Origin of the sequence: Pseudomonas sp. CNPSo 3701 (assembly GCF_028674975.1) — a bacterium.
Taxonomy (GTDB): Bacteria; Pseudomonadota; Gammaproteobacteria; order Pseudomonadales; family Pseudomonadaceae; genus Aquipseudomonas; species Aquipseudomonas straminea.
This window is the reverse complement of sequence record NZ_JAQZSI010000008.1, coordinates 127,537-139,958: the sequence shown is the minus strand read 5'-3', so window position 1 is coordinate 139,958 and position 12,422 is coordinate 127,537. Positions and strand designations below refer to the sequence as shown.

The window sequence follows — 12,422 nt, the reverse complement described above, 5'->3', positions numbered from 1 at the left end:
CCATGGCACGTTTCTTCCGTCGTCGTAAATTCTGCCGTTTCACCGCTGAAGGCGTGAAAGAGATCGATTTCAAGGATCTCAACACCCTGAAAGCCTACATCTCGGAAACCGGCAAAATCGTTCCTAGCCGTATCACCGGTACCAAGGCTCGTTATCAGCGTCAGCTGGCTACCGCTATCAAGCGCGCCCGCTTCCTGGCCCTGCTGCCCTACACCGACAGCCACGGCCGTTAAGATCTGACGTTCGACAAGTAGTAAGGGATTTATCGCATGCGCGCCTTGGCAGAATTCATCATGCGCGGCCGTATGCAGGCCACCCTCGTGGTGGTCGGATCTGCAGCTTTGCCGCTGCTGTTCTGGTTGAGTGCTGCCGCGGGAAGCCTGGTGCTTCTGCGGCGCGGCCTGAGTGATGCCGTCGGCATCCTCGCCTGGGCGTTACTGCCGGCCATTGGCTGGTGGTACTTCGGCGAACCGCGCACCTTGCTGGTGCTGCTGGGCGCGCTGGGGCTGGCGTGTGTATTGCGCGCCAATCCGTCCTGGAGGCGGGTGCTGTTGTTCAGCATCGCGCTGGGCCTGGTGTATGGACTGGTATTGGGGGCGACGTTCCGCGAGCCCATCGAAGCCATGGCGCAGGAGCTGACCAAGCTGTTGCCGCAGATGCTCGATGGGGTTCACCAACAGATGTCGGTGGATGATCAGGCGCGTCTCCAGAGTCTTATTGCACCCATCCTGACCGGATTGCTGGCAGCGTTGCTGCAGGTGGTCAGCTTGCTGAGCCTGATGCTTGGGCGTTTCTGGCAGGCGGCGTTGTACAACCCTGGAGGTTTCGGCTCCGAGTTTCGTGAGCTGAGATTTCCGCCGATGCTGGCGATGTTGCTGCTGGTCGGCATGCTGCTCGGGCCCAATCTGGGTGTCGAGATGGCCATGCTCACGCCGTTGTGCAGTGTTCCGCTGGTGTTTGCTGCCATCGCTCTGTTGCACGGGATGGTGGCCAAGGGCCGACTGTCGAAGTTCTGGCTGGTCGGGCTGTACATCACGCTGCTGCTGTTCATGCAGCTGATCTATCCCTTGCTGGTGGTGTTAGCCATCGTCGACAGTCTGTTTGATTTTCGTGGTCGTCTGGCGGACAAGCCCGGTTCTGGTCCCGCCAACGGTGAAGGTTAAAAGTTAAGAGGTAACACCCAAATGGAAGTCATCCTGCTGGAAAAAATCGCCAACCTGGGCAACCTGGGCGATAAAGTGAACGTTAAAGCCGGTTACGGCCGTAACTTCCTGCTGCCGCAAGGCAAAGCTACCGCTGCCACCGAAGCCAACGTCGCTGCTTTCGAAGCACGTCGCGCCGAGCTGGAAAAAGCCGCTGCCGAGAAGAAAGCTTCCGCCGAAGCTCGCGCCGCTCAGCTGGCTGAGCTGGAAGTCACCATCACCGCCACCGCTGGCGATGAAGGCAAGCTGTTCGGTTCCATCGGCACCCACGACATCGCTGACGCCCTGACCGCCTCCGGCGTTGAAGTGGCCAAAGCCGAAGTTCGTCTGCCGAACGGCACCATTCGCCAGGTTGGCGAGTACGACGTGGCCGTGCACCTGCACAGCGATGTCGAAGCAACCGTCAAGGTTGTCGTAGTCGCTGCCTAAGTCTCAGCGAACTGCTTAGCGGGCTTGCACTCAGGTGCCTTCCCGCTAACATCGGGCACGGTATTGCGAAAGCGGTACCGTGCCCTTTGTTTTTCACCGCAAGCATTCTTTCCAGGCGCCCATGAACGACATCAGCATCACCGAACAGTACGACCTGCAGACCGCTGCCCTGAAAGTGCCTCCGCACTCAATCGAGGCCGAGCAGGCGGTGCTCGGTGGTTTGATGCTCGACAACAACGCCTGGGAGCGCGTACTGGATCAGGTGTCCGATGGCGACTTCTATCGCCATGACCATCGCCTGGTCTTTCGCGCCATCTTCAAGCTCGCCGAACGTAACCAGCCGTTCGACGTGGTCACCCTGTCCGAGCAGCTCGACAAGGAAGGGCAGCTGTCGCAGGTCGGCGGCCTGGCGTATCTGGGCGAGTTGGCCAAGAACACCCCGTCGGTGGCCAACATCAAGGCTTACGCCGGAATCATTCGCGAGCGCGCCACCCTGCGCAAACTGATCGGCATCAGCAACGAGATCGCCGACAGTGCCTACGCGCCCGAAGGCCGTACCGGCGAGGAGATTCTCGACGAAGCCGAGCGGCTGATCTTCCAGATCGCCGAGGCGCGGCCGAAGACCGGTGGTCCGGTCGGCATCAACGACATCCTGGTAAAGGCCATCGACCGCATCGATGAGCTGTTCAACAACGGTGACGCGATCACCGGCCTGTCCACCGGCTTTACCGATCTGGACAACCTGACCAGCGGCCTGCAGCCGGCCGACATGATCATCGTCGCCGGTCGTCCATCGATGGGTAAGACCACCTTCGCCATGAACCTGGTGGAAAACGCGCTGATGCGCAGCGACAAGTCGATCCTGGTGTATTCCCTGGAGATGCCTTCCGAATCCATCGTGATTCGTATGCTGGCCTCCCTCGGCCGCATCGACCAGACCAAAGTGCGTGCCGGCCGCCTGGACGATGACGACTGGCCGCGTCTGACTTCGGCGGTCAACCTACTCAATGACCGCAAATTGTTCATCGATGACACCGCCGGTATCTCGCCCAGCGAGATGCGCGCACGCACCCGGCGCCTGGCCCGCGAGCACGGCGAGATCGGCCTGATCATGGTCGACTACCTGCAGCTGATGCAGATTCCCGGCTCCAGCGGTGATAGCCGGGTCAACGAGATTTCCGAGATCTCGCGCTCGCTCAAGGCGCTGGCCAAGGAATTCAACTGCCCGGTCATTGCCCTCTCGCAGCTCAACCGGGGTCTGGAGCAGCGGCCCAACAAGCGCCCGATCAACTCCGACTTGCGTGAATCCGGGGCGATCGAGCAGGACGCCGACATCATCCTTTTCGTCTACCGCGACGAGGTCTACCACCCGGAAACCGAGTACAAGGGCGTCGCCGAAATCATCATCGGCAAGCAGCGTAACGGCCCCCTGGGTACTGCGCGCCTGGCGTTTCTCGGCAAATACTCGCGCTTCGAGAATTTGGCGCCCGGTAGCTACCAGTTCGACGACGAGTGATGCCTCAGTCGGCCGGCTGGAACACCGCGTAACCTGAGCGGCCGGCTGCCTTGGCCTGATAGAGCGCCTGGTCGGCTGCCTTGTAGAGGCCGGCGAACTGCTCGGCGTGCAGGGGATAGAACGCCGCGCCAATGCTGATGCTGACGTTCAGGGTGTGGCCGGCATATTCCACCGGCCGGGCCAGTTCGGCGAGCAGGCGTTCAGCGACATCCTCGGCGTAATGCTGGGCATCGGCACCGCCGATCAATACCGCGAACTCATCCCCGCCCAGACGCGCCACCGTATCGCTGCCGCGTACCTGCTCACGCAGCCTTCGGCCGATGTGCTGCAGCAGTAGGTCGCCGGCATCGTGGCCATGGCGGTCATTGATCGGTTTGAAGTGGTCCAGATCGATCAGCAGCAAGGCCAGGTTTTCATCGCTCTGCCGTGCGCCACGCATGGCGCTCTCGCACTGCTCGATCAGGTAGCGGCGGTTGGGCAAGTCAGTCAGGGCATCGTGGAAGGCGGCATGTCGCAATTCCAGTTCCTGCTGGGAGAGCTGCAGGTTGGCGCTTTTCAGTTCGGCGGTGCGCCGGTCGACGGCCACTTGCAGCTCATCGGCGCTGGCCTGCACCTGCGCTAGGCGCGCACCTTTCTCCTCATCAGCCCGCAGCAATGCTTCGGCTCGCTCGTTCTTCAGCAGCTGAATGCGGTAGGCGAGAGCGAACGAGAACAGGATGGACTCCAGCGCAACGGCGACCGGAAACACGTAGCTGCTCCACGGAGCAGGCTGGATGATGCCCATGGCACGCAGCAATAGCAGGTTGACGCTGGCCAGGATCGTGCCATAGCCACAGAAGTACAGGCACGCCGGGAAGTAGCCTTGCCTCCAGCGCTTTAACGAAGCCCAAAGGGCGGTGGGAATCGTGGCGATCGCCAGTAGTACGAATATCCAGGCGCCAACGGCGCGCAAGCCGAAGGCATCAGCCGTCACTGCTACCAGATAGAGGCCTAAGCTGACGTTTAACAGGTGGTGAGCCCAGGGTACGTAGCGACGCGTCTGCAGCAACTTCTGAGTGAAACGACAGGCACCAAAGCCCCAGAGCGCTGGAATGCTGATGCGGTCCAGCCAGAAGGGCACCGCCGAGCCTGGCCACAGGTACTGAAAACCGTGGCCGGTCATGCTCAGGATCATCAGCAGAGCGCCGGTGGTGGTCACTACATACCAGAAGTAGGCGCTGTCACGCAGTGCCAGAAAGATAAACAGGTTGTAGAGCAGAAGGGCGATGATCACACCGTAAATAAGGCCCAGTAGCAGGTTTTCTCCGCTCACCTGGCTCTTCAGATCGCCCAGTTGCCACACTTTCAGCGGGAAGGAGTTGCCGGCCGGGTCATAGCTTCGCAGGTAGAAGGTGAGCGGCTGTTCGCCCAGTTCCGGCAGGCGCAGCAGCATGCGCCGGTGTGGATAATCGCGGCCTTCGGCGAAACTCACCCGTTCGCCGGATTGACGGATTTGCCAGTCACCCTGGTCATCGGGCAGATAGAGCTGCAGATCGAGGAGGGTCACCGAGGCGATTTCCAGCCACCATTGCTTTGGCGCATCCGCTGTGGCGCTCAGGGTGATCTTGATCCACCAGGGATTAGGGCTCTGGCCGACGCTGGCCTTGCCATGGGCCGGCATGAAACGCTGCTGCACAGCGGGAGCGCTCATATCCGCGATGCTCAGCTTTGCGCCCTTATCTTCGAGCAGCTCGACCTGCTCGTTAAGGCTTTGCCCGCTGCTGGCCGGCGTCAGCGTGATGCTGTTGGCGTAGGCGACTAGGCTCAAGGAAGTCAGCAACAAAATCTGCGTCAGGAATTTGGCTAGGCGCTGCACGCGGTGCTCCTGGGGCAGGCAGGCATTGTTTTGTAAGCCTAAGCCTACACCCAAAGCTGGGGTTTTTGATGACCAGAGCGAAGCGGACTGCCTGCTATCGGATGTCCGGTACAACCTAGCGCAGCAGTCGGGTTTGGTTAAAATTTGTGCTATATTCCGCGCCCCGTGAAATTCCTGATCAAAAACGGTTACCGCCATGCAAGCCGCCAAGCCGCTGTTCGACTATCCCAAATACTGGGCCGAGTGTTTCGGCCCGGCGCCGTTCCTGCCAATGAGCAGGGAGGAGATGGATCAGCTCGGCTGGGATTCGTGCGACATCATCATCGTTACCGGTGACGCCTACGTCGATCATCCGTCGTTCGGCATGGCGATCATTGGCCGTCTGCTGGAGGCCCAGGGCTTTCGCGTGGGCATCATCGCCCAGCCGAACTGGCAGTCCAAAGACGACTTCATGAAGCTCGGCGAGCCGAACCTGTTCTTCGGTGTGGCGGCCGGCAACATGGACTCGATGATCAACCGCTACACCGCAGACAAGAAGATCCGCTCCGACGACGCCTACACGCCCGGCGGCCTGGCAGGCAAGCGCCCGGATCGCGCCAGCCTGGTGTACAGCCAACGCTGCAAGGAAGCCTACAGCCATGTACCGGTGGTGCTCGGCGGCATCGAGGCTTCATTGCGCCGCATCGCTCACTACGACTACTGGCAGGACAAGGTGCGCCGCTCCATCCTGATGGATGCCACTGCCGACATCCTGCTTTATGGCAACGCCGAGCGTGCGGTGGTCGAAGTGGCCCAGCGCCTGTCCCGTGGCGAGTCCATCGATACCATCACCGACATTCGCGGCACCGCCTTTATCCGCCGTGATACGCCCGCGGGCTGGTTCGAGCTGGATTCGACGCGTATCGACCGTCCGGGTCGCGTCGACAAGATCATCAACCCCTACGTGAACACCCAGGACACCGAAGCCTGCGCGATCGAGCAGGAAAAAGGCCCAGTCGAGGATCCCAACGAAGCCAAGGTGGTGCAGCTGCTTTCGCACCCGCGCCTGGAGCGTGAAAAGACGGTGATCCGCCTGCCGTCCTTCGAGAAGGTGCGCAACGACCCGGTGCTTTACGCCCACGCCAACCGCGTGCTGCACCTGGAAACCAACCCGGGCAACGCCCGCGCGCTGGTGCAGAAGCATGGCGAAGTGGACGTGTGGTTCAACCCGCCACCCATTCCCATGACCACCGAGGAAATGGACTACGTGTTCGGCATGCCCTATGCGCGCGTGCCACATCCGGCGTATGGCAAGGAGAAGATTCCGGCCTACGACATGATCCGTTTCTCGGTGAACATCATGCGTGGCTGCTTCGGCGGCTGCACCTTCTGCTCGATCACCGAGCACGAAGGCCGCATCATCCAGAACCGCTCCCACGAGTCGATCATCCGCGAGATCGAGGAGATGCGTGACAAGGTGCCGGGCTTCACCGGCGTGGTCTCCGACCTCGGCGGGCCGACCGCCAACATGTACCGCATCGCCTGCAAAGACCCGGAGATCGAAAAGCACTGCCGCAAGCCGTCGTGCGTGTTCCCCGGTATTTGCGAGAACCTCAATACCGACCATTCGTCGCTGATCGAGCTGTACCGCAAGGCCCGCGCGCTGCCGGGCGTGAAGAAGATCCTGATCGCCTCGGGGCTGCGTTATGACCTGGCCGTCGAGTCGCCGGAGTACGTCAAGGAGCTGGTCACCCACCACGTTGGTGGTTACCTGAAGATCGCCCCGGAGCACACCGAGCGCGGCCCGCTGGACAAGATGATGAAGCCGGGCATCGGCAGCTACGACACCTTCAAGCGCATGTTCGAGAAGTTCTCGAAGGAAGCAGGCAAGGAACAGTACCTGATCCCGTACTTCATCGCCGCGCACCCCGGTACCACCGACGAGGACATGATGAACCTCGCGCTGTGGCTCAAACGCAACGGTTTCCGTGCCGACCAGGTACAGGCCTTCTACCCGTCGCCGATGGCTACCGCCACGGCCATGTACCACTCGGGCAAGAATCCGCTGCGCAAGGTCACCTACAAGAGCGATGGCGTCGAGATCGTCAAGAGCGAGCAGCAGCGCCGTCTGCACAAGGCCTTCCTGCGCTACCACGACCCGAAGGGCTGGCCGCTGCTGCGTGAGGCGCTGGAGCGTATGGGCCGCGCCGACCTGATCGGCAACGGCAAGCACCAGCTGATTCCGACCTACCAGCCCAAGACCGACGAGTATCAGAGCGCGCGCCGCAAGAACTCGACGCCGGCAGGTAGCAAGAAGGTCGGTCAGGCAGCCAAGCCTGCTGGCGGGCGTATCCTCACCCAGCACACCGGCCTGCCGCCGCGCGGCAGCGACGGCAGCAAGCCCTGGGACAAGCGCGAGCAGGCCAAGGCCGCCGCAGAAGCTCGGCTGCAGGAGCAGCGCAAGGGCGGCGGGAAAGGGGCTGGCGGCAAGAAGAAGCCGCGTCCGGTAGCGCCGCGTTAAGGCAGGTAGTCAGCTATCCGGTGGGAGCGGGCGGAGGCGTCTAGCCCATGCCCGCGAGTCGCGCGCATGGCGCGCTCCCACAAACTTATCGCCGCCCCTTCCCAGCTGTCAGCCGTAACGCTTCTTCGCTTCGATGGCCAGGCCGCTGCCGATGCTGCCGAAGGTGTTGCCTTCTACATGCCGGGCGTTGGGCAGCAGCGCCGCCACGCTCTGGCGCAGGGCCGGCACGCCGCTGGAGCCGCCGGTGAAGAACACCGTATCGACTTGCTCCAGGCCCACGCCAGCATCGCTGAGCAGCGTGGCCACGCTGCTGCGGATGCGTTCGAGCAGCGCCGCGATGCTGTCCTCGAACAGCCCGCGGGTCAGCTCGGCGCGCAGGCCGTCTTCGATGCGTTGCAGGTCGATGGGGTGCTGCTGGTGCTCGGTCAGGGCGATCTTGCTGTCTTCGATCTGCATCGCCAGCCAGTGGCCGGCGCGCTGCTCGATCAGCTTGAACAGGCGGTCGATGCCGGTCGGGTCGACGATGTCGTAGCGCATGTTCTGCAACGCCCGCTGCGAGGCGGCCGAGTAGACCATGTTGATGGTGTGCCAGGTCGCCAGGTTGAGGTGAAAGCTGGTGGGCATCAGCGCGTCGCTCTTCATCCGGCTGCCATAGCCGAACAGCGGCATCACGCCGGCCAGCGACAGTTGCTTGTCGAAGTCGGTACCGCCGATATGCACGCCGCCCGTGGCCAGGATATCGTCCTGGCGTTCGGCCAGCTGGCGGCGCTCCGGTGCCAGGCGCACCAGGGAGAAGTCCGAAGTGCCGCCGCCGATATCGACGATCAGCACCAGCTCTTCGCGCTCAATGCTGGACTCGTAGTCGAAGGCCGCGGCGATTGGTTCGTACTGGAAGGACACGTCCTTGAAACCGAGCTTCTGCGCCACGGCGATCAGGGTGTTTTCGGCTTCCTGATCGGCGGCCGGATCGTCATCCACGAAGAACACCGGGCGGCCCAGCACCACGGCTTCGAAGGGGCGTTCGGCCACCGCTTCGGCGCGTTTCTTCAGCTCGCCGATAAAGAAGCCCAGCAGGTCCTTGAACGGCAGGGCGCTGCCCATCACCGCGGTTTCGCTTTTTAGCAGCTTGCTACCCAGCAGGCTCTTGAGCGAGCGCATCAGACGGCCTTCGTAGCCTTCCAGGTACTCGTGCAGGGCCAGGCGACCATAGACCGGCCTGCGCTCCTCGAGATTGAAGAACACCACGGAGGGCAGGGTGATTTTGCCGTCTTCCAGCGGGATCAGCGTTTCGCCGCCCGGGCGCAACCAGCCGACGGTGGAGTTGGAGGTGCCGAAGTCGATACCGCAGGCGCGGGCAGGGGTGGAAAGAGGCATGTCGCGCGGCTCCTGAAAAAACGGCCGCGCATTCTAGGCGAAATGATCGGGCAGTGCTGCCGCTTCGTCAGGGCAGTGGAGGATTTTGCACTTCGCCGCGGCGTTCGCGCCATTGGCCCCACTCGAAGCCGAGCACCACGAGCAGCGAGAGGGCGAACGGCAGCAGCAGGTAGAAGCCACGGAATACGATGAGTGCGGCCAGTACGTCCGGCGCCGGAATCTCCGGCAGGGCCGCCAGGAAGCTCACTTCCAGCACGCCCAGGCCGCCCGGAGCATGGGACAGCAGGGCCAGGGAGAAGGACGCCAGGAATACGCCGAGCACCACCATGTAGCCCGGGTTGTAGGCTTCGGGCAGAGCGAAGTAGATGATCGCCGCGGCGCAGGCCAGCTCCAATGGGCCGGCCAGCAATTGGCGACCGACGATGCGCAGGCGTGGGTATTCGACATGCAGTTTGCCGAACTTCCAGGGTTTGAACTGCAGCCAGGAACCCAGCACGTAGAGGGCGACCAGCAGCAACAGCAGGCCGCCTATGGCCACCGAAACCAATGGGGTGACGTTCAGTACGCGGTGGATCAGATCCGGCTGCAGCACCAGTACGCAGCCGCTGGCCAGCAGCGTGCCGAGGGCGAAGGTGAAGGAGCAAAAGACGATCAGGATGCCGATTTCATGGGGCGTCAGGCCCTTGGTGCGGTAGGCGCGATAGCGCACCACGGCGCCAGAGAACACCGAAGCGCCGATATTGTGGGCCAGGGCGTAGGTGGTGAAGGAGCACAGGGTGATGAAGCGCCAGGAAATCTTCTTGCCCAGGTGGGCGACAGCGATGCGGTCGTACCAGGCCAGTGCCGAGTAGGCGCCGAGGGTGGCGATGGCGGCGAGAATCCAGTTCAGGTGCGGGATGGCCTTGAGGCTGCCGGCGATCTCGTCGAGGGAGATATTGCGCACTTCGCGGTAGAGCAGGAAGCAGGACGCGACCACGGCGCACAACCCGATCAGCGTCCAGATCAGGTCACTGCGTTTCATCGTGGGCTTGGTACCTTGCAACGGCGATCCCCTGTTTCACGTCTTTGCGGACAGTCGACTCTGCATTCGATGGGCTGTCGTACCCATCGTTCAGGCCCTTTCCCGGGGTATGTCCCGGCGGGATGTGGGTGTACAGGGTGCGCAGTATCCCGGAGGCGGGCCGCTTGCTCAACTGGCACCGGTTTGCAGGCCGTTACCGAGTGTGTCTTTTTACAGGCTCAAACCCAGTGTGGCTGCGGCCAGCACGGCATAACGCAGGGTTTTCGCGAAGGCGACGATCAGCGTGAAACGCCATAGCGGCTCACGCATGATGCCGGCGACCAGGGTCAGCGGATCGCCGATCACTGGCAGCCAGCTCAGCAGCAGCGACCAACGACCATAACGGCCGTACCAATGCTGCGCTTGTTGCAGGCGCCGTTCGTTGACCGGGAACCAGCGGCGGTCGCGGAAACGCTCCAGATAAAGCCCCAGCCACCAGTTGACCAGCGAGCCCAGCACGTTGCCTACGCTGGCGAACAGTACCAGAGCCCAGGCCGGCTGCGCGCTGCCGAGCAGCAGGCCGACGAGCAGCGCCTCGGATTGCAGGGGCAGCAGCGTCGCTGCGCCGAATGCGGCGGCGAACAGCCCGAAATAGGCGTAGAAATCCGGCAAAGCGCTGAGCTGTCAGGGCTACTTGTCAGTTTCGCTATTGGCCATGATCTCTTCCAGCTTGAGGCCGGTGAGGTCATGGATGGTGCGCCACAGGTAATAGAAGATGGCCATCAGCATGATCATCGACGGGATGGCGATCATCGGGTAGCTGAGCAGGGTCATGCGGCCCAGTTCGTCGTTGAACGCCTCGCTACCAGCCGGGCTGGTAACGATCCACTTGGCCAGCACGTAGTTCATTACCGAGGAGAAGAAGAAAGTGCCGCTGAGCAGGTAGGTGGCGCGCATCAGTCGGGTTTCGAAGCGCGGCGTGTGGCCGCCCTGTTCCAGACGCTCATGGATCTTGTCGACGTTGAGCACCGTCTTGTTGAACAGCAGCGTGCGAATCAGCGGATAGCGAGTGCGCGTGGAGACCAGCACGGCAATGCCGATCAGCCCGGGAATCGCCGCTTCCTTGATCGCCAGCCACTGGTTGTCCAGGTGCAGCAGGCCGATGCCGCCGGTGAGAATCACGCTGACCAGGCCGAGCAGGGCGACGAAGTTGAATTTACGGTACTTGATCAGCTCGAACGCGCCCCAACCGAGCGGGAATGCCAGAGCCAGCACCAGTGCGCCATCCGGGCCCAGGCGGGCTTCGCCGCTGAGCTTCATGAGAATCAGCGAGGGGATCACGATGCTGATCAGCAGGTCGATGAACGGGCGGGGTTTGTGCGACGGGGCGGGCGTTTGCGTGGTGTCGGTCATGTCGGTGCGCGTTGATGGGCGAGCGCCGATGATCGCCTGCCTGAAGCGCTGGCGCCAGCCCGATTGTCGTTGCAATGGCCACAAAGTCCTTCGGCCATTTGTATTGGGCGCAATCGGATAAGCTGTCGGCCTCTAGCGCCTGCGTTCGCCTGCTTGCTGAAATTGGCCGGTTACTGGGGTAAAATTGCCGGCTTTAGCTGCAAGGCGTGCATCGACAGTGCAATTCGCCGCCTGGCAGCCGACTGCGTTTTCGCGTTCAGGGGGTACGGCCTGATGGGCCCGCTGCGTTGCTACGGTGTGTTGATCGTCGCGTTGCTGCTGTGCACTCGCGCCCACGCCGAGCTGCGCATTCTCACTGAGCCGGGGCCACCCACGGCGTTCATGCAGGATGGGCAGCTACGCGGTTTTGGCGTCGATGTGGTGCGTGAGCTGATCGAGCGAACCGGCGCCCACGCGCAGATCGAGATGATGCCCTGGACCCGCGCCTACACCATTGCCCAGCGTGAGCCGGATATTGCGCTGTTCGCCATGGTGCGTACGCCTGAGCGTGAAAAGCGTTTTCAATGGGTGGGGCCTATATTGCATGGCAAGGTGCGCTTCTATTCGCTGAAGTCGCGGGGCATGCAGGTGAACAGCCTCGATGATGTGGCGGCCAGCGGGCCGTTGGCGGTACCCAAACAGTGGTACAGCTACGAGGCGCTGCAGGCCAAGGGGCTGCCGAATCTGTATGGCGTGCCGACGCCACAGACCATGGTCACGCTATTCGCACATGGCCGCGGCAACCTGATCCTGCTGGAAGACCTCCTGCTACGCGACATGCTCGCCCCGGCAGGCCTTGAACCGGCGGATGTGCAGCCGCAGATGGTGTTCATGGAGTCTTCGTATTACATCGCCTTCTCGCTGGACACCGATCCGGCAGTGGTTGCTGACTGGCAGGCAAAATTGGCGGAAATGCGCCGTGATGGGGAATTCTCGGCGATTTTCCGCCAGTGGCTCCCCCATGTAGAGCTTCCCGCCGCACTGCGCTGAGTTGGCGGGAAAATTGCTGCGAGGCGAGCAGCAGCTGACAACAGCCGGCCATCGCTCGCGGCACAGCACAAGAATTCGCTTCAGACGGCAGGGGACAAGGCCGT

The 12,422-nt window shown here is 62.3% G+C and carries 11 protein-coding genes; 6 read left to right on the top strand and 5 right to left on the bottom strand.

The features are described 5' to 3' along the window. Positions 1-2 precede the first annotated feature (2 nt). The 4 genes from rpsR (at position 3) to dnaB (ending at position 3,147) form a co-directional block, all read left to right on the top strand. Positions 3-233: a 30S ribosomal protein S18 gene (rpsR, locus tag PVA39_RS20690; RefSeq protein ID WP_013793173.1), complete on the top strand. Its 231-nt coding sequence runs from the start codon at positions 3-5 to the stop codon at positions 231-233. A gap of 36 nt (positions 234-269) precedes the next feature. Next, entirely contained in the window at positions 270-1,163 is an 894-nt protein-coding gene (locus tag PVA39_RS20685; protein WP_274125640.1) for a hypothetical protein, read from the top strand. Positions 1,164-1,184: 21 nt separating this feature from the next. Further along, a complete protein-coding gene (gene rplI, locus PVA39_RS20680) occupies positions 1,185-1,631 on the top strand; it encodes a 50S ribosomal protein L9 (RefSeq protein ID WP_013793171.1) in 447 nt (148 codons plus the stop codon). 121 nt (positions 1,632-1,752) lie between these two features. Then, entirely contained in the window at positions 1,753-3,147 is a 1,395-nt protein-coding gene (gene dnaB, locus PVA39_RS20675) for a replicative DNA helicase (RefSeq protein WP_093506458.1), read from the top strand. Positions 3,148-3,151: 4 nt separating this feature from the next. On the opposite strand, the gene PVA39_RS20670 is transcribed toward dnaB, so the two are convergent. Beyond that, on the bottom strand, positions 3,152-5,002 hold the full coding sequence (locus PVA39_RS20670; protein WP_274125639.1) for a diguanylate cyclase: 1,851 nt from the start codon (positions 5,000-5,002) through the stop codon (positions 3,152-3,154). A gap of 196 nt (positions 5,003-5,198) precedes the next feature. Between PVA39_RS20670 and PVA39_RS20665 the strand changes: the two genes are divergently transcribed. Beyond that, positions 5,199-7,502 (top strand): YgiQ family radical SAM protein, encoded by a 2,304-nt coding sequence (locus PVA39_RS20665; protein WP_274125638.1) that lies wholly within the window; start codon positions 5,199-5,201, stop codon positions 7,500-7,502. Positions 7,503-7,610: 108 nt separating this feature from the next. Here PVA39_RS20665 and PVA39_RS20660 read toward each other — a convergent pair whose 3' ends face one another. The 4 genes from PVA39_RS20660 to PVA39_RS20645 all read right to left on the bottom strand — a co-directional run bounded on the left by PVA39_RS20660 (position 7,611) and on the right by PVA39_RS20645 (position 11,289). After that, positions 7,611-8,876: an Hsp70 family protein gene (locus tag PVA39_RS20660; RefSeq protein WP_274125637.1), complete on the bottom strand. Its 1,266-nt coding sequence runs from the start codon at positions 8,874-8,876 to the stop codon at positions 7,611-7,613. A gap of 67 nt (positions 8,877-8,943) precedes the next feature. Next, complete coding sequence (locus PVA39_RS20655) at positions 8,944-9,897, bottom strand: lysylphosphatidylglycerol synthase transmembrane domain-containing protein (RefSeq protein WP_027903231.1); 954 nt, start codon at positions 9,895-9,897, stop codon at positions 8,944-8,946. Between the two features lie 210 nt (positions 9,898-10,107). Next, positions 10,108-10,548: a YqaA family protein gene (locus PVA39_RS20650; protein ID WP_093506466.1), complete on the bottom strand. Its 441-nt coding sequence runs from the start codon at positions 10,546-10,548 to the stop codon at positions 10,108-10,110. A gap of 18 nt (positions 10,549-10,566) precedes the next feature. Further along, positions 10,567-11,289 (bottom strand): VC0807 family protein, encoded by a 723-nt coding sequence (locus PVA39_RS20645; protein WP_274125812.1) that lies wholly within the window; start codon positions 11,287-11,289, stop codon positions 10,567-10,569. Between the two features lie 273 nt (positions 11,290-11,562). Here PVA39_RS20645 and PVA39_RS20640 point away from each other — a divergent pair, with 273 nt between their 5' ends. Then, a complete protein-coding gene (locus PVA39_RS20640; protein WP_274125636.1) occupies positions 11,563-12,318 on the top strand; it encodes a substrate-binding periplasmic protein in 756 nt (251 codons plus the stop codon). Positions 12,319-12,422: the final 104 nt, after the last annotated feature.